This is a genomic window from Bradyrhizobium sp. Leo114 (genome assembly GCF_055229415.2).
Genome location: NZ_JBUYEN020000046.1, coordinates 14745 through 35234 on the forward strand (window position 1 = coordinate 14745; position 20490 = coordinate 35234).

Sequence of the window (20490 nt, forward strand, 5' to 3'; positions counted from 1 at the left end):
GTGAAGCTCGAAACCCTGAAGGAGCTGAATGCCGAGCGCGCCGCGCGGCGCCCGGTGATCGTCGTCACCGATACCGCCAATGGCGAGCAGCGGCTGGTGAAGGCAAAGGACTTTGCCGCCGATCCGCTCAATGCCGAGCTTTCCAAAGCATTGCGCATGGGCAAGAGCACCAACGTCGAGGTCGGCGGCAAGAAGCTGTTCCTCAACGTCTATGCGCCGACCGCAAAGCTCGTGATCATCGGCGCCGTCCATATCAGCCAGGCCTTGGCGCCGCTGGCGCGGTCGCTGGATTATGATGTCACCGTCGTCGATCCGCGCACGGCATTTGCGAGCCCCGAACGTTTTCCTGACGTGCCCCTGGTCGCGGAATGGCCCGACGTCGCACTGCCGCCGCTCAATGTCGATCACTACACGGCTTTCGTCGCGGTGACGCACGATCCCAAGATCGACGATCCTGCGCTGCTGCATGCCTTCGAGCGCGAGTGCTTCTATATCGGGGCGCTCGGTTCGCGGAAGACGCATGCCAAGCGCGGCGAACGGCTGCGCGCCCAAGGCGCGAAGGAAAGTGACATCGCGCGCATCCATGCGCCGATCGGACTCGACATTGGTGCGGTATCGCCGTCGGAGATCGCGGTCGCCATCATGGCGGAGATCACCGCGACGCTGCGGTTGCCGCCGAAAGAGAAAGAAGTTGCAGCATGAAGTTCGGGCCTGCCAGTCCGCGTGACGCGATTGGCGGCGTCACCGTTCACACCCTGCGGCAGGGATCGCTGGTGCTGAAGAAGGGCACCACGATCGGCCCTGCCGAAGTGGAGGCCTTGGATAAGGCCGGGGTGAAGGAAATCGTCGTCGTGCGGCTCGATGAGGGTGACGTCTCCGAAGATGTTGCCGCGGCCAGCATCGCGCAGGCCATTGCCGGCGACGGCGTCAATGTCGAGCGCGCCTTTACCGGCCGCGCCAATTTGTTCGCGGGACGCGCCGGCGTGCTGGTGGTCGACCGTGCCGCGGTCGATCGCATCAACGGCGTCGACGAGGCGATCACGCTCGCGACGCTGACTGCGTTCAAGCCGGTGGTCGAAGGCGAGATGATCGCCACCGTCAAGCTCATTCCTTTCGGCGTCGAAGCGAGCTTGCGCGACGCGGCGGTCGCCGTCGCCGCGCGCGAGACGCTGCGGGTTGCGCCTTACGTCATCAAGAAGGTCGGCATCGTCTCGACGATGCTGCCGGGCCTGTCGCCAAAGGTGATCGAGAAGACGCTCCGCGTGACCGCCGAGCGGCTCGCCCCCGCGGGCGCCAGCATTATCGCCGAGCGCCGCGTGCCGCATGAGGAGAAGGCCCTGGCCGCCTCGATCAAGGAATTGCTCGCGCTTGGCGCCGAACTCGTGATCGTGTTCGGTGCTTCCGCGATCGCGGACCGGCGCGACGTGATCCCGGCCGCGATCACCGGGATCGGCGGCGCGGTCGAGCATTTCGGCATGCCGGTCGATCCGGGCAATCTGCTCCTGATCGGCAGCGCGGGGAAGGTGCCGGTGCTGGGTGCGCCGGGCTGCGCGCGCTCTCCGGTCGAGAATGGATTTGACTGGGTGCTGATGCGCCTGCTTGCGGGGATCAAGGTCACGCGGGCCGAGCTCACCGGCATGGGCGTCGGCGGGCTCTTGATGGAGATCGTGACGCGGCCGCAGCCGCGCACGGGCTCCGACACCGAAGGCAATCGCAACGTCGCCGCCATCGTGCTCGCCGCCGGCCGTTCGACGCGGATGGGCGGCCCCAACAAGCTGCTTGCGGAGATCGACGGCAAGAAGCTCGTGCGTATCGCGGCCGAGCAGGCGCTGGCGTCGAAGGCCTCCGAGGTGATCGTCGTCACCGGCCATCAGGCCGAACTGGTCGAGCAGGCGCTGCAGGGGCTGAAGGTGAAATTCGTGCGCAATCCGGATTTCGCCGGCGGGCTCGCGAGCTCGGTGAAAGCGGGTGTCTCCGCGGTATCCGACAGCGTCGACGGCGCCGTGATCTGCCTCGGCGACATGCCGCTGATCGACGCGTCCTTGATCGATCGGCTCATCGACACCTTTGCACCCGACCGCGGCCATTTGATCGCGGTGCCCGTCAGCGAAGGCAGGCGCGGCAATCCCGTGCTGTGGTCGCGGCGCTTCTTCAAGGAATTGATGACGCTCGACGGCGACATCGGCGCGCGCCACCTGATCGCCAAGCATGCCGAAGCGGTAGCCGAAGTGCCCGTCGACGGCCAAAGCGCCTTCCTCGACATCGACACCCCGCAAGCCCTCGAAGCCGCGCGCGGCGCGTGAACTCTTTCCGTCGTCCCGGTCAAGCCCGGGACGACGGATGATGGAGTCGTGGCGCTCTCTCCACGTCGTTGCGAGCGAAGCGAAGCAATCCATCTCGCCGCTTGTGGAGGCATGGATTGCTTCGCTGCGCTCGCAATGACGGTCGCGGTGATTTGCTTCTCTCTCAACCTCCCGTTCACCAAGTGGAAACGTCCGGCGGCTAGAGTTCCGCCGGCTGTCTGGGGGATGGGGAAAGTGATTGTCTCGACGAGGCGCGCGCAACGCCGCGCGCTGTTCATTCTTGCGCTGACGTTGCTGTTGGCACTAACGCGTTTCATCACCGAGAGCTGGGCGGCGGGCGCATTTGCGGTTGGCAAATGCGGCGCCTACGGTCAGGCCTATGACTATCCCGCCGAAGCAGAGGCGCGCGCCGCGGCGCTGAAGCAGTGCAAGGGCGAATGCACCACCGTCACGATGAAGCGGGCCTGCGCTGCGCTCTCCATCGACATGATGAATCCCTGCGGCGCCCACGGCTACGCCGTGGAGCCGAAGATCTCGCGCTCGCTGAACGCCGCCACGCGCAAGTGCTATGAATATGGCGGCAAGGAATGCGTGATCCGCGCCTGGGCCTGCGACGCCAAAGGTTAGAGTGGCCGTTGTAGCGTCGTAGCCCGGGTGGAGCGTCAGCGTAACCCGGGGGCGCTCGAGCCGCTGGTACAGTTTCCCGGGTTGCGCTTGGTTCCACCCGGGCTACAACTTGTCGCAGTTGCCATCGCGCTGACACACGCGCACATTCGGCGCGCCCTTTGATACCGATCAAAGGGCGAGAGGGTGGTCACCGCTAGTCTGCTTTCCAAAGCGAAGGAGTAGACAGATGCCGACCATGAAAGCCGCTGTTGTCCGAAATTTTGGCAAGCCGCTCGAGATCGAGAATGTGCCGGTGCCGGAACCGGGGCCGGGCGAAGTTCTGGTCAAGGTGAAAGCCTGCGGCGTGTGTCACACCGATCTTCACGCCGCGTCCGGTGACTGGCCGGTGAAGCCGGTTCCGCCGTTCATTCCCGGCCATGAAGCTGCCGGCATCGTCGCCGCGCTCGGCCCCGGCGTGACTAATCTGAAGGTCGGCGACGCCGTCGGCGTCGCCTGGCTGCACGATGCCTGCATGCGCTGCGAATATTGCGAGACCGGTTGGGAAACCCTGTGCGAGCACCAGCACAACACCGGCTACAGCGTGAACGGCGGCTTTGCCGAATATGTCATCGCATCGGCCGCCTTCGCCGCGCGATTGCCGGCTAATGTCGATTTCGCAAAGGTGGCGCCGATCCTGTGCGCGGGTGTCACGACCTACAAGGGACTGAAGGAGACCGAAGCGCGGCCCGGCGAGTGGGTCGTCATCTCCGGCGTCGGCGGCCTCGGCCATGTCGCGATCCAGTATGCCAAGGCGATGGGGCTCAAGGTTGCCGCGGTCGACATCGCCGAGGACAAGCTGGAGCTCGCTCGCACCACCGGCGCCGATCTCGCCGTCAACGCGCTGTCTGACAGGGCGGTGGAGAAGGTGCTGGCATCCACCGGGGGAGGGGCGCACGGCGTACTGGTGACGGCGGTGTCGACGGCTGCGTTCGCGCAGGCGCTGGGGATGGTCCGGCGCAAGGGCACGGTCAGCCTCGTCGGCCTGCCGCCCGGCGAATTCCCGACGCCGATCTTCGACGTCGTCTTGAAGCGCATCACCGTGCGCGGCTCGATCGTCGGTACCCGCCGCGATCTCGACGAAGCCATCGCCTTCGCCACCGACGGCAAGGTGCACGCCGAGATCACCAAGGTGCCGCTGGAGAAGATCAACGACATCTTCGACCGGATGAAGTCCGGCAAGATCGACGGCCGCATGGTGCTGGATTTCGCCTAAGTCCCATCCTTGTCATTCCGCGGCGCGAGCCCGGAATCCATCAGGCCGCGGGAGCAAGCGGAAGAATGGATTCCGGGCCTGCGCCTTCGGCGCATCCCGGAATGACGAGGAGCGTTCCTTGACAATGACTGACCAGTCAGTCATTATTTGAGCATGAAGCAGCGCCCCAAACCATCCGCTCCGCCCAAGGCGCGCCGGACCGCCGGCAGGGCGGCGCGCGCCAAGGTGTCAAAAGTGGTCTCGTCGAAGATCGCGGGCAGCGGGGCGAACCGCGCCGAGCGCGCGGCGGAGCGGCGGGCTGCGATCGTGGAGGCGGCGATGGAAGAGTTCGTCGCGCGCGGCTTTGCCGCGACCCGGCTCGACGATATCGCCAAGCGCGCCGGCGTCGCCAAAGGCACGATCTACCTGTACTTCAAGGACAAGGAATCGATGTTCGAGGAATTGATCCGGACCGCGCTGGTGCCGCTGATCGACCGCATGGCATCGCCGGCGCCGCTGAGCGGATCGGTGCGCGAGGCGGTGGAGGGCTTTGCGCAAATGTTCATCCGGGAGGTCGCTTCGACATCGCGCGGCGACATCGTGCGCCTGATCGTCAGCGAGGGGCCGCGCTTTCCGGAAATCGCCGATTTCTATTTCCGCGAAGTGGTCTCGCGCGGGATGGCCGGCATGCGCGCCTTGATCGAGCTTGGGATCACGCGCGGCGAGATCCGCAACAAGGAATTGGCGCGCTACCCGCAGATCATGATTGCGCCGGCACTGATCGCGGTGATCTGGCAGAGCATGTTCAGCCGGCATTCGCCACTGGATGCGATCGAGATGTTTCGCGTCCATCTCGATCTGATCTTCGGCGAGCGGAGGACGACATGACTTCGTCGCGCCTGGCGAAGATCCTGGCGATGGTGGCGCTGGCGGCGGCGCTGGCCGGCTGCCAGGAGCGGCGCGATCCCGGCTTCCAGGGGTGGGTCGAGGCCGACATGATCTTTGTCAGCCCGGATGAAGCCGGCCGCGTGGTGAAGCTCAACGTGCGCGAAGGCGACGAGGTGAAGGTCGGCGATCTCCTTTACTCCGTCGACGATGATCTGCAGCAGGCCGATCTCAACCAGAACAAGGCGACGCTTGCCAACGCGCAGCAGACCTATGACCGCGCCGCTTCCTTGAGAGGGACAGGCGCGGGCACGCAGGCCAATCTTGATGCCGCGGTCTCGGCGCTGCGCGTGGCCGAAGCCAAGGTCAACACGTCGGAGACGCGGCTGGCGCGGCGCAAGGGCTTTGCGCCGGTCGCCGGCACCATCCAGCAGATCTATTTCCGCGAGGGCGAGATGGTGGCGGCGCAGCGGCCGGTGCTCTCGATCATGCCGCCGGGCAACATGAAGCTGCGCTTCTTCGTGCCCGAGGCCGAACTGCCGAAGCTCTCGATCGGCGACCAGGTGCGCGTCGTCTGCGACAATTGCGCCGCCGATCTCACCGCCAAGATCTACTTCATCGCGACCACGGCGGAATATACACCGCCGGTGATCTACAGCCTCGATGAGCGCAACAAGCTGGTCTACCTGATCCAGGCGCGGCCGAGCCGGCCCGATGCCTTGCGCGTGGGACAGCCGATCAGCGTCTATCTCAATCCGAAGACGCCGGTGGCGGATCGGCGATGAGCACGGTCGCGAACCATACGCCTGAGATCGCTATCGATGTCCATGGCCTGACCAAATCGTTTGGCGGCCGCGAGGTCGTGCATGATCTGTCGATGCAGGTCAGGCGCGGCACGATCTACGGCTTCCTGGGGCCGAACGGCAGCGGTAAGACCACGACCATCCGCATGCTCTGCGGCCTGCTCACGCCCGACAGCGGCAATGGCACCTGCCTCGGCTACGATATCCGCCGCGATGCCGACCGCATCAAGCGCCTGGTCGGCTACATGACCCAGCGCTTCAGCCTGTACCAGGACCTCTCGGTGCGCGAGAATCTGGAGTTCGTCGCGCGGCTCTACGGCATGCCCGACGCGCGCGGCGCGGCGCGCGAGATGATCGCGCGCATCGGCTTGAGGGGCCGCGAGGAGCAGCTTGCCGGCAATCTCTCCGGCGGCTGGAAGCAGCGGCTTGCGCTCGGCGCCTGCACGCTGCCCAATCCGAAACTTCTGCTGCTGGACGAGCCGACCGCCGGCGTCGACCCCAAGGCGCGGCGCGATTTCTGGAACGAGATCCACGCGCTCGCGGCCGAAGGCCTGACCGTGCTGGTCTCCACGCACTACATGGACGAGGCCGAGCGTTGCCATGAGATCGCGTACATCGCCTATGGTCATCTGTTGGCGCATGGGACAGTGGAAGAGGTGATCGCGGGCTCGGCACTCTCGACCTATACGGTGACCGGTGACGATCTCAACGGACTTGGCGACGAACTCACCGGCAAGCCGGGCATCGACATGGTGGCGCCGTTCGGCACCAGCCTTCATGTGTCCGGCCGCGACAAGGCGGCGCTGGACGCGACCGTCGCGTCCTATCGCAACGATCCGCGCTGGCGCTGGCAGGACAGCGAGCCGTCGCTCGAAGACGTCTTCATCGATCTCATGGGGCGTTCCAAGGATAATTTCCAAGGATAATTTCCAATGAGCGCGATCGATGCAGTCCATCCTATGGTCGAGGCAAGGGAGCCGGCCTTCGGCTTCTGGCGGCGCAGCTATGCCATGCTGGTGAAGGAATTCATCCAGCTCCGCCGTGATCGCGTCTCCTTCGCCATGATCGTGATGATCCCGGTGATGCAGCTTTTGCTGTTCGGCTACGCCATCAACACCACGCCTCGGCATCTGCCGACGGCGGTGTTGATCCAGGAGGACAGCGATCTCGGGCGCTCCATCCTGAAGGCGATGGAGAACACCGCCTATTTCCGCTTCACCCGGGAAGTGCACGATGTCGCCGAGTTCGACGACCTCCTGAAATCCGGCAAGGTGCTGTTCGGTGTCGAGATCCCGCGCGGCTTCGAGCGCGCCGTCCGGCGCGGCGACAAGCCGGCGCTGCTGGTCGCCGCCGATGCCACCGATCCGATCGCCTCAAGCGCGGCGCTCGGTGCGCTCGGCGCCCTGGTGCAGACCGCGCTGGAGCACGATCTGCACGTCGGCGATCCCCCGGACATGCCGTTCGAGATCAGGACGCACGCCCGCTACAACCCCGCCGCCGAGTCGCGGCTCAACATCGTGCCCGGCCTGGTCGGCACCATCCTGACCATGACCATGCTGATCTTCACCGCGCTGTCGGTGACGCGCGAGATCGAGCGCGGCACCATGGAGAGCCTCTTGTCGATGCCGATCAAGCCGGTGGAGGTGATGTTCGGCAAGATCATTCCTTATGTCATTGTCGGCTTCATCCAGGCGTCACTGATCGTCGGCATCGGCGTGCTGCTGTTCGGGGTGCCGATTCTCGGCAGTGTGCTGCTCCTGGCGGCGCTGACCACGCTATTCATCACCACCAACCTGTCGATCGGCTATACGTTCTCCACCATCGTGCAGAACCAGTTGCAGGCGATGCAGCTTTCGATGATGTTCTTCCTGCCGAGCATCCTGCTCTCCGGCTTCATGTTTCCGTTCGCGGGCATGCCGCTATGGGCGCAATATCTCGGCGAAGGCCTGCCGCTGACCCATTACGTCCGCATCGTCCGCGCCATCATGCTGAAGGGCGCGGGCCCCGCCAACCTGCAATACGACACGATTGCACTCATTGTCCTGATGCTGGCGGCGATGACGATCGCCGTGACACGCTTCCGTCGCACGCTCGATTGAGGCAATATATCGATCTCAATTTATCCACGTCATTCCGGGGCGACGCGAAGCATCGAGCCCGGAATCTCGAGATTCCGGGTCCGGTCCTTCGGACCGTCCCGGAATGACAGGCGGAGATAATGGCCGGTTTCTGGGGAAGGAAAAAAGAGGCGCAGGATTCGGCCATATCGGCCGAATTCCACCAGATCTTGATGCGCGAGGTGATGACGACCGAGCTGCTCCGGATCAAGGCGCTGATCGGGACAGCGGTGCTGCTGGGTGTCATCGGTTTGGGCATCGACTTCTTTGCGCCCGAGGCCGTAAGCCGCGTCTGGCACGGCAATCTCAGGGTATCATTTCTCTTTTACATCACTGTGCCGTTCATCCTGTTCGAATTGTGGGTGCATGGTGCGATCACCCGACATATGCGCAGAGGGCGCGACCTGCCCGTGGTGCGGCGCTACATCGGCGCGCTGATCGAGACCTCGTTGCCCACGGTCGCGCTGGCGCTCCATATCGACAGCATGGGATCGGTCGCTGCGCTCGGATTCGCTGCGCCGTTTCTCTATTTCATCTTTATCATCCTCTCGACGCTGCGACTGGATTTCTGGCTCTCGACCTTCACCGGGTTCGTTGCCGCAGCTCAGTTGTTCTGTCTGGCGATGTTCTTTCATCCCGATGCCGAGCCGAACCTCTACTATCATGCGGCGCGCAGCTTCATCGTGCTGATCTGCGGCATGCTGGCGGGCGCGGTCGGCATGCAGTTGCGGCGGCAGTTCGAGGCCAGCATCGCGGCGGCGACGGCGCGCGACCGCATCACCGACCTGTTCGGCCAGCACGTCTCGCCGCAGGTGGTCGAACGGCTGATGACCGAGGGCGCCTCGACCGACAGCGATACCCGCCGTGTCGCGGTGATGTTCGTCGATTTCCGCAGCTTCACCGCGGGCGCGCGGACGCGCTCGCCGCAGGAAGTGGTCGAGCGGCTCGACCGTGCCTTTGCCATGCTGGTTGATATCCTCGATCGCCACGGCGGCATCGTGAACAAGTTCCTGGGGGACGGTTTCCTCGCGCTGTTCGGCGCGCCGCTCGAAGCCGAGGACGCGGCGCATCAGGCGGTGGCCGCGGCACGCGAGATGCTGCTCGCCAACGAGCGCTTCAACGAGACCACGAGCTGGCCGCTGCGCATCGGCATCGCCATCCATATCGGCGAGGTCGTCGCCGGCAATATCGGCTCGCCCCGACGCAAGGAATATACCGTGATCGGCGATACCGTGAATTTCGCTGCGCGGCTGGAGGCGCTCAACAAGGAGCTCAACTCGCAGTTCCTGATCTCGTCCGAAGTGCGCGAGGCGATCGGCGAGGCCGCTGGCGATGCAGTGCCGCGCGGCGAGGTGCCGATCCGCGGCTACGAGAAGCCGGTTGCGGTGTGGCAACTGGGATAGGAGGATTTCATGCAGCGTCGCTACATCACCGTTGATGTCTTCACCGACCGCGCGTTCGGCGGCAATCCGCTCGCCGTGGTGCTCGATGCCGCCGGGCTGTCGACCGCGCAGATGCAGGCGATCGCGACCGAGTTCAACTATTCCGAGACGACCTTCGTGCTGCCGCCGCAGAACAGCGCGAACGACGCGCAGGTCCGCATCTTCACGGTGCGATCCGAAATCCCGTTCGCCGGCCATCCGAATGTCGGCACCGCCTTCGTGCTGGCAACGCTCGCGGCCAAGCCGCCGGCGCGGCTGAGATTCGAGGAGAAGGCGGGGCTCGTGCCGGTCGAGATCCTGAGCGAGCAGGGCAGGGTCACGGGCGCCGAGCTCACCGCGCCGCAACCGCTGCAGCGGCTGTCGCGCGTTGATGTCGAACAGGCCGCGGCCTGCCTGTCGCTTTCGGCGAGTGACGTGAAGACGGACCGGCATCCACCGCAGATCGTCTCGGTCGGCCTGCCGTTCCTGATGCTCGAGCTCGCTTCGCGCGATGCGCTGAAGCGGGCATGTCCGGATGCTGGGGCCTTCGCGCGGACGTTTCCCTGCGACGGTTCGGATGCTGTCTATTTCTACACGCGCGACGTGCCCGCAAGCGAGCAGCCGCTCGACCTGCAGGCGCGCATGTTCCATCCGGGCTCGAGCGGCCTCTCCGAGGACCCTGCCACCGGCAGCGCGACCGCGGCCGCCGCCGCATTCCTTGCCGATCTCGACGAGAGGCGTGACGGTGAATTGAGATTGGGCATCGGCCAGGGCGTCGACATGGGCCGGCCGAGCCTGTTGCTCACCCGTGTTCGCAAGCAGGGCGGCACGGTGGCGTCCGTGCATGTCGGCGGCGGCTGCGTGAAGATGATGGAGGGGACGTTGGAGTTGGAGGGGGAGGGGTGAGATGCACCCTCTCGTCATTCCGGGGCGCGCGTAGCGCGAGCCCGGAATCCATTTCTCCGCTTGCGCTTGTGGCCCGATGGATTCCGGGTTCGGCCCTGCGGGCTGCCCCGGAATGACGGCGGTGGCTACACCTGCGGCGCTGCCAAATTCTCCACCTTCACGCCGTCGCGGTCCTCGATGATCTCGGCGATCATCTGGCGGTGACAATGCGTGTGGTCGCGCTCGTAGCACATGAGGCACACCGGTCCGGCCTTCTTCACCAGCGACGACAATTCGTCGAGCTCTTCTTTTGCCTGCGACGTCTTCAGGTGCCTTCCGTAGATCGTGCGGAGAAGCTGGTGCTGGCCGCTGCGCGCGGCAAGGCGTCCCTCCTTGGGGGTGCCGAGCGCTGCGAGATGGACATAGGCGATGCCGCGCTCGTCGAGCGCCGCCGCAAGCTGCTTCTTGGAGAAGCCTGGCCGGCGGGATGAGGTGACCGCACGGACATCGACCAGAAGCTTCACCCCGGCATGCTCGAGCTCATCGAGCACCGCTTTGGGCGGTGTCTGCTCGTAGCCGATCGTGAAGAGCTTCTTGGCCCTGGCCATCCGGCGTCCAGTCACTTTACGCGCTCAATCAACTCCATCGCGCCGGCCGGCGCCCGCACCTTGCCTTCGTGGATCACATAGGCGAACACATCGCGCGGCGCCTTCTTCGGTTTTGTCTTCTCGACATGCGGCAAGTCGTCCGGATCGCCGCCGCCGGCCCATTCCTCGAACCGCTTGGCCCAGGCGTCGAGCTGCTTCGGCGGATAACAGGTCTTGATCTCGTCATTGCCCTTCTGCAGTCGCGCATAGACGAAGTCGCTCGCGACGTCGGCAATCGCCGGATATTTGCCGTGCTCGGCGAATACGACCGGCGTCTCGAACTCGCGGATCAGCGCGACGAATTCGGGCACGCAGAAACTGTCGTGCCTGACTTCGACCACATGGCGCAGCGCGCGGCCGTCGAGCTTGCGCGGCAACAGCTCGAGGAATTTGCCGAAATCGGCGCCGTCGAATTTCTTGGTCGGCGCGAATTGCCAGAGCACCGGCCCGAGCCGGTCGCCGAGTTCCAGCACGCCGGAATCATAGAACCGCTTGATGGAATCGCCAGCCTCCGCCAGCACGCGGCGGTTGGTCGCAAAGCGCGGGCCCTTCACGGAGAACACGAATCCATCAGGGACTTCGCTGGCCCATTTGCGGAAACTCTCCGGCTTCTGCGAGCCGTAATAGGTGCCGTTGATCTCTATCGAGGTCAGCTTCGATGCGGCATAGGACAGCTCCTTCGATTGCGCGAGCTTTTCCGGATAGAACACGCCGCGCCACGGCTCGAAGGTCCAGCCGCCGATGCCGATATAGATGCTGCCTGCAGTTTTCTTTGGGGCTTTGGCCACGAGAAGAACTCATCGTGAGGAGGGGACACCCCCGAGAGTAGTCAAATAAATCGTGATTGGCCAGTTGGCCGGCGGCAAGCTTTCCACGCTTATCGATCCAGGTCATCCGCGCTAGGATACCCAAAAAGGAGAACAACAATGCGCATGATGATCGCGGCCCTTCTGGTTCTGATATCCTCGGCCGCGATCGCCGATGACGATCTCGACGATGCGCACAAGCTCGCCGTGATCGGCCGCGACGCCTACTGGAATTGCCTCGCCCGCGAATATCCCCGCGACAGCAACAAGACCATGTCGGACCAGGAGTTCGCTTCCCTGATGGCGAGCGCATGTCCCTCGGAGCGGCAGAACTTCCGGGCCTCGCTGATCAGCTTCCTCACCGAGCAATTTCCGAACCAGGACGCGAGTGCGCATCTGGCCACCGCCAACCGCGCCATCGAGCTTGCGCAAAAGGACATCATCACCGCTTTCGTCCGACGCAAGGCGGCGGCGAAATAGCAGGCAATAGGCCACCAGAGCGCCCCGGCCGTCATTGCGAGGAGCGATAGCGACGAAGCAATCCATGCCTCCGCAAGTGGCGCGATGGATTGCTTCGCTTCGCTCGCAATGACGGGGCAGGGAGCGGCGCCCATCGCTATTCCTTGGTTGCCATTGTTCGTGATATCAGCGACCCGTCAGGGTATGATCGGGCCAAGAGGGTGCTTGGCTGAGACCCTCCAGTTGCTGGGACAATCGGGTATGACATCGCAATCGGTCGGGGGCCTATTGGGCGCCATCGTCGCCGTCATCGTGTTGGGGGCGGCGGTCGTGTATGGGCCGATCGGGCAGATGGGCAAGCCCCCTAAGCCGCCCGCGGAGCAGCCCCCGGCTGCGGCGCAACCGGCACCGGCCGAGCCGGCCCCGAGGGGGCCGGTGATTCGGGAGGTGCCGAACTAGCCTAAGCGCCCTAGGAGCCCTTGCGGAAACGCATAGCGGTTCCTATCTAGCCTCTAACGGCGCCGTCGCAGCCTGCAAGGGCTCTGGCGCCGGGACGACCACGTAATAGCACGGCAGCGCCGGATGTACGCGCGCCTGTTGTTCGTGGTCGTTGGCATTTTTGGGCGTCCCCAGGCCCGTTTTCCCGCATTCCAGCCGGCGTTTAGGGCTTCCCGCGGCTTGGCGGCGCGGATATACGCTTGGCCGCCATGAATGACGCCATCAAACCGGGCCCCGAAATCCCGTCGCAGGCCGTTGGTTTGCCACTTGTTTCGGTTGTCGTCCCCACCTTCAACGAGCGTGACAATGTCACCGTCCTGTACCGGCGGTTGGAGACGACGCTCGCCGGTATCCCCTGGGAGGTCGTTTTCGTCGACGACAATTCCCCTGATGGAACCTGGGAGGTGGTGCGCGGCCTGGCGCGGCAGGATTCCCGCGTGCGCTGCCTCCGCCGGGTCGGACGGCGCGGGCTCTCGGGCGCCTGCATCGAGGGCATCCTCGCCTCCAGCGCCCCCTATGCCGTGGTGATGGACGCCGACTTGCAGCATGACGAGACGCAACTGCCGAAGATGGTCGAGCTGCTGCGGAGCGGGAAGGCCGATCTCGTGGTCGGCAGCCGCTATATCGGGGGCTACCGCGCCGAGGGGTTCAACAAGCAGCGCGCCGGCGCCAGCGCGTTCGCCACCGAGATCGCGCGCCGCTTGCTGCGGGTCGATATCGCAGATCCCATGAGCGGCTTCTTCGCGATCCGCCGCGACCGCTTCGAGGAGCTGGCGCCAGACCTTTCGACCCAAGGCTTCAAGATCCTGCTCGACGTCGTCGCCACCGCCCAGGGCAAGCTGCGCGCGGTGGAGATTCCCTATACGTTCGGCTCGCGGCAGCATGGCGAGAGCAAGCTCGATTCCATGGTCGCGCTGGATTTCCTCGGCCTCGTGCTCGCGAAGCTGACGCATGACGTCATCTCGCTCCGCTTCGTGCTGTTCGGCCTGGTCGGCTCGCTCGGCCTGCTCGTGCATCTTGCCGCGTTATACGTTGCGCTGGAAGTATTCGGCGCGCCGTTTCCTGAAGCGCAGGCAACCGGCGCGATCGTCGCGATGACCAGCAACTTCGTCCTCAACAATTTCCTGACCTATCGCGACCAGCGGCTGAAGGGCTTTGCGATCCTGCGCGGCCTGTTGCTGTTCTACCTCGTCTGCAGCGTCGGCCTGCTCGCCAATGTCGGCGTCGCCTTCTCGGTCTATGACCAGGAACCGATCTGGTGGCTTGCGGGCGCGGCCGGCGCGCTGATGGGCGTGGTCTGGAACTACGCGATGTCCGGACTGTTCGTCTGGCGCAAGCGATGATTGGGACATGAATCCGAACGAGACGAGTCTCGTCCGCACGACCGTCGTAACCGTCGTCGGGCTCGTCCTGTTGCGGCTGCTCGCCGCCGCTCTTACGCCGATCACCTTCGACGAAGCCTATTACTGGATGTGGTCGAAGAGTCTCGCCGGCGGCTACTACGACCATCCGCCGATGGTTGCGCTGGTGATCCGTGCCGGCACGCTGATTGCCGGAGATACCGAACTCGGCGTGCGGCTGGTCTCGATCCTGCTGGCGCTGCCGATGAGCTGGGCGGTCTATCGCTCGGCCGAGATCCTGTTCGGCGGCAAGCGTATGGCGGCTAGCGCGGCGATCCTGCTCAACGCCACCTTGCTGGCCGCGGTCGGGACCATGATCGTGACGCCGGATGCGCCGCTTCTGGTTTCCGCAAGCCTCCTGCTGTTCGCGCTCGCCAAGGTGCTGGAGACGGGGCAGGGCGCATGGTGGCTTGCGGTCGGCGCCGCTGCCGGCGCTGCACTGCTGTCAAAATACACCGCGCTGTTCTTCGGCCCGGCGATCCTGATCTGGCTCGCTGTGGTGCCGAAGCTGCGGCGCTGGTTCTTGTCGCCCTGGCTCTACCTCGGCGGCCTTCTCGCGCTGTTGATGTTCGCGCCGGTCATCCTCTGGAACGCCGATCACCACTGGGTCTCCTTCATCAAGCAGATGGGGCGGGCGCGCATCGAGGATTTCAGGCTGCCCTTCATCGGTGAACTGATCCCGACCCAGATCGCGTTTGCGACGCCGCTCGTCTTCATCCTCGGTGCGATGGGGCTGCACGCGCTCGCGTTCCGCCGCACGGGCGCCTTCGCCTCGCGCCTGCTCGTCAATCTGATGTTCTGGATCATCGTGGTCTATTTCATCTGGCACTCGCTGCATGCGCGCGTCGAAGCCAACTGGTTCGCACCGGTCTATCCGCCCTTCATGGTCGCGGCCGCGGTAGCGGCGACGATGGTGCCGTGGGAGGGACGCTGGCAGCGGCTTGCCGATTTCTGCCGCCGCTGGGCGGCGCCGACCGGGATCGTGATGTTCGTGCTGCTGATCGTGCAGGCCAATACCGGCGTGCTCTCGCTCTATCGCCGCGATGCCACCGTGCGCAGCGTCGGCGTCGGCTGGCACGAGACGGCGGCGGAAATCGAAGCGGCGCGCGCACGTATCGGCGCGACCTGCGTGCTGGCGCCGGATTACGGCACCACGGGCTGGCTTGCCTTCTATCTGCCGAAGGGCACCTGCGTCGCGCAGCAGACCCAGCGATACCGTTGGGTCAACGCATCAGAGCCGAGCGCGGCGGAGCTTGCCGGAAAGCTGCTCTATGTCCATGAAATCAGGCCCGAGGATCCGCCGTTCCTGAAGGAGATGTTCTCCCATGTGGAGAGGATCGCCGAGGTGCAGCGCAAGCGCGGCCCGCTCGTGATCGAGAGCTACGCGCTGTATGTCCTGGAGGAACCGAAGGGCGATGTCTTCGATCGCTCGCCGCCGCCGGAACTGCCGTAGGGCTGGCCCCGTCATTGCCGGGCTTAACCCGGCAATCCATCATTTCAAGAGTTCTTTGAAGATCGATGGATACGCGGGTCAAGCCCGCGTATGACGATCGGCGCGGGCGATGCGAGTACGCAGAAATTTCCGGCCAGCATGTCGTCTTCGTGCCTCCGGAAACGTCTTCTACAGACATCGCCAACCAGCGAGGTTCCGTTATGACCAGTTCCATCCTCAAACCCGCCGCCGAACTCGCCGCGGCCAACACCACGCGCCGCCCGAACGAGAGCGCGGACTATCGCCTGGCACGGCAGGCGCTGCTCGTCGAGGAGATCGAGCTGCGCCGCCAGATCGAGCGTGTCGCCGCGCTGCGCCGGGCCTTGCCGCCGGGCGGCGAGGTGACGAAGGCTTACGAGTTCGTCGGCGAGCGCGGCAAGGTCGGCTTTCCGGAGTTGTTTGGCGACAAGCAGACGCTCGTCATCTACAGCTACATGTTCGGGCCGCAGCGTGAGAAGCCGTGCCCGATGTGCACCTCATTCATGGGGACCTGGGAGGCCAAGCTGCCCGATGTCGAGCAGCGCATCGCCTTCGTGTTCGTGGCGCGCTCGCCGATCGAGCGTCTGGTCGCGGCGAAGCAGGCGCGCGGCTGGACGCGGCACAAGATCTTCTCGGATATGTCCGGCGACTACACGCGCGATTACGTCAGCGCTGATGATGCCGATATGCCCGGCTACAATGTCTTCACGCGGCGCGACGGCACCATCCGTCATTTCTGGTCGGGCGAGATGGGATCGAAGATGTCCGACCCGGGCCAGGACCCGCGCGGCGCGCCCGACATCGATCCGCTCTGGACCATCCTCGACACCACGCCAGAAGGCCGCGGCACGGACTGGTATCCGAAGTTGAGTTACTGAGCGCGCGACTTAGAAGCGAGCGACTTGGGCAGCGACTTGGGCCGTCGAATCCCGCTTTGGGACAGCGATAAATCCTGCCTTATTTCCGCAAGATTCCGGGGTAATTCACAAGGAAATTCCCCGCCGTTCCTCACGCCCCAGATCTGCCCGCGTTTAATCCGCATTTAACTAAAAGTCGCCTTAATGACGCTTCGCGCCTCTGCGAGATGCTCCGGCGATTGTCCCGCACTCTCACACGAGGAAGAAGTGGAACTGTTCTGGACGCAAGGCGAATGAGTACGAGTACCGGTGCGTTTGGCTTTGCGGCGCCCTCCTGCAAAAAATCTTCCCGGAAAGTCCTCCCTCACCATTTCATCGGCAGCGCCGCGGTCGCGGCGCTCGTCGTCGGCTGCGCCTGGACCGTCTACATCAATATCTTCGCGGCGAACGTCTATCCCACGATGGGCGGTGCCGCCTATGAGACGCCCGCAGTGAACCGGGAGGCTGCGGTCGCCGCGCGTCCGACGCCATCCTTCAACGACGTGTTCGCGTCGTTGCCGCCACCGCCGCCGACCTTGTCGAAGCCTGAGCCAAGCTCGGCTTCGATTATGTTTAACGAAAGGTTTGCGGCCGCCGCTCCGGAGGGCGTGGAGTCACGGGCGGCCGAGGCCGCGCCGCCCGCGGAAGCGCCGAAGGTTGCGGAAGCGTCGAAGCCGGCCGCCGCAGCCAAACTCGCCGAAGCCAAGTCAGGTGCTGCGCCGAAGGGGGTTGAAGCGGCGAAGAAGGAAGCGGCGACCTCATTGCAGGTCGCGCTCAACACGCCGGCCGCGCCCGTCGACACCAAGCCCGCGGCAAAATCGTCCGGTGTCCGCGACATGGCGGCACGCGCCAAGGCGGCGGTGATGTCGATCGCCTCAGGCGAGAAACAGTCGATCGTCGAGAAGCTCTGGGGCAAGCGCGAGTCCTCGGGCTCGCTGCTGTCGTTCGCATCTGCGGATGCCAACGTCACCGCCAGCATTCCCTCGACGCTGAGCCAGAACCCGATGAACGGCGGCTCGCCGCCCTATGACCGCCAGACCGCGGTCTACGACATCTCCGCCGCGACGGTGTATCTGCCCGACGGCACCAGGCTCGAGGCGCATTCCGGCCTCGGCTCCAAGATCGACGACGTCCGCTATGCGCATGTCCGCATGCAGGGCGTGACGCCGCCGCACATCTACGAGCTCAAGCCGCGCGAAGCGCTGTTTCACGGCGTGCCCGCGCTGCGCCTGACGCCGATCGGCGGCGAGGACAAGATCTACGGCCGCTCCGGCCTGCTCGCGCACACCTACATGCTCGGACCCAACGGCGATTCCAACGGCTGCGTCTCGTTCAAGAACTACTATGCGTTCCTGGATGCGTACCGGAACAAGGGCATCCGCCGGCTCGCGGTGCTGGCGAAGGTGCAGTGACGCGGACGCGCTTGCGGCGAATTTGAGCTCAGGCCCGGTTTTGTGTTGTGACCTTGATCTCCCTCGCATGCCCGCAATAGCATCAGGTGTCATTCCGGGGCGCGCGAAGCGCGAGCCCGGAATCCATTTTGCCGCGGAACTATGGCCTATTTCGTCTATCTGCTCGCAAGCAAGAAATACGGTACGCTGTACCTCGGCGTGACGAATGATATCGTTCGCCGCATCCATGAGCACAAGACCAAGGTGGCCGCTGGGTTCACCAAGCGATATGCGGTCAACAGGCTGGTCTGGTTCGAAATCTACGATGACCCGATTACAGCCATCACGCGCGAGAAAGAACTGAAGAAGTGGCGAAGGGACTGGAAGATTCGGCTCATCGAGGAGAAGAATCCCGAATGGATCGATCTTTATGCCGAAATCGCGACCTGAGTTCTCGGATGAATGGATTCCGGGCTCGCGCTACGCGCGCCCCGGAATGACGAGAGGAGAGTCGATCCCTCGTCATTCCGGGGCGATGCGAAGCATCGAGCCCGGAATCCATTCATCCGAGAAGACAGGTCACAATTTCCAGGCAAAATCGATCCACTTCTAGACGCTCGCGTTTCGGCGGGGAACACAAAAGGCCGCGCTCAGGGCCGTGTTGAAGCTTGACAGTTCGAGAGGGCATTCTAGGCTATTTTCTATCCACGGGTGCGCTTCGACATTCTCCGCCAAGAGGGAGAGCTATGTACGCGCCGCGACGACAAATCGACAATCACAAGAGGGAGGACAAAACCGCTGCGCGAAGCAGGCGGGATGCAATTCTGATGACATGAAAACCAAAAATCAAAGGGGAGGAATCCAATGGCAATCGGTATCAAGTACCTTACGTGCGGTGCGGCATTCGCGCTGGCCGCTGTGGCTGTTGCGTCACCCGCATTGGCGATCGATCCGGCGCGCCTGCAGGCGGCCGAGCAGACGCCGAACGATTGGCTGACCTACCATGGCGGCTACAAGTCGTATCACTACAGCGCGCTCGATCAGATCAACGCTGATAACGTCAAGAATCTTCAGGTCGCATGGATCCATATGCCGGGTCGCTCGACGCGCGGCCTGCAGTCGATGCCGCTCGCTGCTGACGGCGTGCTGTACTATTCGGGCTCCTACAGCCGCGTCTACGCGCTCGATGGCGCGACCGGCAAGCTGATCTGGTCGTATTTCCCCGAGCTCGACGAACAACTGGTGGCGATGCAAACGCACTCGCCGTACAACCGTGGCGTCGCGCTCGGCGATGGCAAGGTGTTGGTCGGCACCGTCGACGGCCGTCTCATCGCGCTTGATATGAAAACCGGTAAGCCAGCGTGGGACACCAAGCTGGTCGATTCCAAGAAGCTCACCGTGGGCTTCACGGGCGCGCCGCTGGTGGTGAAGGACACCGTTATCATCGGCAGCCAGGGCGGCGAGTGGACCTCGCGCGGGCCGCTGTTCGGCGTCGATATCAAGACCGGCCAGAAGAAATGGGAGTTCTTCACGGTCGCCGGCACCGAGGACGCCAAGGCGACCTGGGGCAATGAGTCCTGGCGCACCGGCGGAGGTGGCGCCTGGATGCCGGGCGGCTACGATCAGGAGACCAACACCATCTGGTGGGGCACGGCGAATCCCGCGCCGCTCTACGACTGGTCGGGCGCGGATTGGCAGAAGAGCGGGCCGCGGCCCGGCACCAACCTCTACACCACCTCGGTCATCGCGCTCGATCCCGATACCGGAAAGCTGAAGTTCTATCACCAGGAGCTGCCGCACGACGCCTGGGACTTCGATTCGGCGGTCGGTGAATTCCTGATGATCGACCGCGACGGCCGCAAGCTCGTCGTGCATCCGAACAAGGGCGGCTTCGTCTTTGTCTACGATCGCACCAATGGGAAAGTGCAGAACGTGTGGCGGCTCGCGAAGAACATCAACTTCGTGAAGGATATCGACCCAAAGACCGGCGAACTGATTGGTCGGCGCGATCTGTCGCTTGGCCAGACGAACTCGCCGCTCTGCCCGGCGATCGCCGGTGGCATTAGCTGGAACGCGGGCTCCTACAACCCGAAGACCGGCCTCTGGTACAAGCTCGGACAGGAATGGTGCATGGACGTGGACGTGGTGAAGACCACGCCGATCACCGAGCCGATGGCGCAGCTCAACATCGGCGCCAACTTCAAGCTGGTCCCGCCGCCGGACGGACCGGCGCGCGGACATCTCAGTGCCCGCGACCCCGTGACCGGCGACAAGAAGTGGGAGGTCACCTTCAGCGAGCCGCCGCTCGCCAGCGTGCTCGCAACCGGCGGCAATCTGGTATTCGTGCCGGACTCGCGCGGCGTGCTGCACGCCTACAATGCCGAGACCGGGTCGGAATTGTGGTCGCACTACAATGGCGTGGGCCACAATGGCGGCATCATCAGCTACACCGCTGGCGGCAAGCAGTACATCGCGGTGCCGGCCGGATGGGGCGGCATGGTGGCCGATGAATTTCCGGCACTGTTCGGCGAGCCCTACAAGAGCATGCCGAAGGATGCCGGTGCGCTCGTCGTCTTTTCGCTGAAGTAACAACAATAAGAACGGGGAGGCGGTGGGGCGCCGTGGCGTCCCACTGCTGCAATCCTGATGC

Annotated in this window: 20 protein-coding genes; 18 read left to right on the plus strand and 2 right to left on the minus strand. The window is 64.3% G+C overall.

Features of this window, described 5'->3' with window-relative positions:
- From ACZIRK_RS36170 to ACZIRK_RS36215, 10 genes are all read left to right on the plus strand, one after another.
- Positions 1-702, plus strand: a complete 702-nt coding sequence (locus tag ACZIRK_RS36170) for an XdhC family protein (RefSeq protein ID WP_464344993.1) — start codon at positions 1-3, stop codon at positions 700-702.
- A complete protein-coding gene (locus tag ACZIRK_RS36175; protein ID WP_130229682.1) occupies positions 699-2303 on the plus strand; it encodes an NTP transferase domain-containing protein in 1605 nt (534 codons plus the stop codon). The genes ACZIRK_RS36170 and ACZIRK_RS36175 overlap by 4 nt, the downstream gene beginning before the upstream one ends.
- Positions 2304-2528: 225 nt before the next feature.
- Positions 2529-2930, plus strand: coding sequence for a DUF4189 domain-containing protein (locus ACZIRK_RS36180; RefSeq protein ID WP_130229683.1), 402 nt, complete (start codon positions 2529-2531; stop codon positions 2928-2930).
- A gap of 226 nt (positions 2931-3156) precedes the next feature.
- Complete coding sequence (gene adhP, locus ACZIRK_RS36185) at positions 3157-4182, plus strand: alcohol dehydrogenase AdhP (protein ID WP_028166333.1); 1026 nt, start codon at positions 3157-3159, stop codon at positions 4180-4182.
- A gap of 153 nt (positions 4183-4335) precedes the next feature.
- Complete coding sequence (locus tag ACZIRK_RS36190) at positions 4336-5049, plus strand: TetR/AcrR family transcriptional regulator (protein ID WP_474419139.1); 714 nt, start codon at positions 4336-4338, stop codon at positions 5047-5049.
- Positions 5046-5831: an HlyD family secretion protein gene (locus ACZIRK_RS36195; protein ID WP_028166331.1), complete on the plus strand. Its 786-nt coding sequence runs from the start codon at positions 5046-5048 to the stop codon at positions 5829-5831. Before ACZIRK_RS36190 ends, ACZIRK_RS36195 begins: the two co-directional genes overlap by 4 nt.
- Positions 5828-6775, plus strand: a complete 948-nt coding sequence (locus tag ACZIRK_RS36200; protein WP_474419140.1) for an ABC transporter ATP-binding protein — start codon at positions 5828-5830, stop codon at positions 6773-6775. The genes ACZIRK_RS36195 and ACZIRK_RS36200 overlap by 4 nt, the downstream gene beginning before the upstream one ends.
- 6 nt (positions 6776-6781) lie before the next feature.
- Positions 6782-7948, plus strand: coding sequence for an ABC transporter permease (locus tag ACZIRK_RS36205; protein WP_474419141.1), 1167 nt, complete (start codon positions 6782-6784; stop codon positions 7946-7948).
- A gap of 119 nt (positions 7949-8067) precedes the next feature.
- Positions 8068-9369 carry an adenylate/guanylate cyclase domain-containing protein gene (locus tag ACZIRK_RS36210; protein WP_474419142.1) on the plus strand — a complete coding sequence of 434 codons (1302 nt, stop codon included), beginning with the start codon at positions 8068-8070 and terminating at the stop codon, positions 9367-9369.
- A 9-nt stretch (positions 9370-9378) separates the two neighbouring features.
- On the plus strand, positions 9379-10293 hold the full coding sequence (locus ACZIRK_RS36215; RefSeq protein ID WP_474419143.1) for a PhzF family phenazine biosynthesis protein: 915 nt from the start codon (positions 9379-9381) through the stop codon (positions 10291-10293).
- Between the two features lie 125 nt (positions 10294-10418).
- Here the strand turns inward: ACZIRK_RS36215 and ACZIRK_RS36220 are convergent, their stop codons facing one another.
- Together ACZIRK_RS36220 and ACZIRK_RS36225 are read right to left on the minus strand one after the other, a co-directional pair.
- Positions 10419-10880, minus strand: coding sequence for a DUF488 domain-containing protein (locus tag ACZIRK_RS36220; RefSeq protein WP_474419144.1), 462 nt, complete (start codon positions 10878-10880; stop codon positions 10419-10421).
- Positions 10881-10891: 11 nt separating this feature from the next.
- Positions 10892-11707, minus strand: a complete 816-nt coding sequence (locus ACZIRK_RS36225) for a DUF72 domain-containing protein (protein ID WP_028166325.1) — start codon at positions 11705-11707, stop codon at positions 10892-10894.
- Between the two features lie 138 nt (positions 11708-11845).
- Between ACZIRK_RS36225 and ACZIRK_RS36230 the strand changes: the two genes are divergently transcribed.
- From ACZIRK_RS36230 to ACZIRK_RS36265, 8 genes are all read left to right on the plus strand, one after another.
- On the plus strand, positions 11846-12205 hold the full coding sequence (locus ACZIRK_RS36230; protein WP_474419145.1) for a hypothetical protein: 360 nt from the start codon (positions 11846-11848) through the stop codon (positions 12203-12205).
- Between the two features lie 240 nt (positions 12206-12445).
- Positions 12446-12643, plus strand: coding sequence for a hypothetical protein (locus tag ACZIRK_RS36235; RefSeq protein WP_028166323.1), 198 nt, complete (start codon positions 12446-12448; stop codon positions 12641-12643).
- 248 nt (positions 12644-12891) lie between these two features.
- Positions 12892-14025 (plus strand): glycosyltransferase, encoded by a 1134-nt coding sequence (locus ACZIRK_RS36240; protein WP_130228399.1) that lies wholly within the window; start codon positions 12892-12894, stop codon positions 14023-14025.
- A gap of 7 nt (positions 14026-14032) precedes the next feature.
- On the plus strand, positions 14033-15535 hold the full coding sequence (locus ACZIRK_RS36245; protein WP_474419146.1) for a glycosyltransferase family 39 protein: 1503 nt from the start codon (positions 14033-14035) through the stop codon (positions 15533-15535).
- A gap of 200 nt (positions 15536-15735) precedes the next feature.
- Positions 15736-16431, plus strand: coding sequence for a DUF899 family protein (locus tag ACZIRK_RS36250; protein ID WP_130228397.1), 696 nt, complete (start codon positions 15736-15738; stop codon positions 16429-16431).
- Positions 16432-16703: 272 nt separating this feature from the next.
- On the plus strand, positions 16704-17861 hold the full coding sequence (locus ACZIRK_RS36255) for a DUF2778 domain-containing protein (protein ID WP_474419147.1): 1158 nt from the start codon (positions 16704-16706) through the stop codon (positions 17859-17861).
- Positions 17862-18002: 141 nt separating this feature from the next.
- Positions 18003-18290: a GIY-YIG nuclease family protein gene (locus ACZIRK_RS36260; RefSeq protein ID WP_474419148.1), complete on the plus strand. Its 288-nt coding sequence runs from the start codon at positions 18003-18005 to the stop codon at positions 18288-18290.
- Between the two features lie 414 nt (positions 18291-18704).
- Positions 18705-20429 carry an outer membrane protein assembly factor BamB family protein gene (locus ACZIRK_RS36265; protein ID WP_474419149.1) on the plus strand — a complete coding sequence of 575 codons (1725 nt, stop codon included), beginning with the start codon at positions 18705-18707 and terminating at the stop codon, positions 20427-20429.
- Positions 20430-20490: the final 61 nt, after the last annotated feature.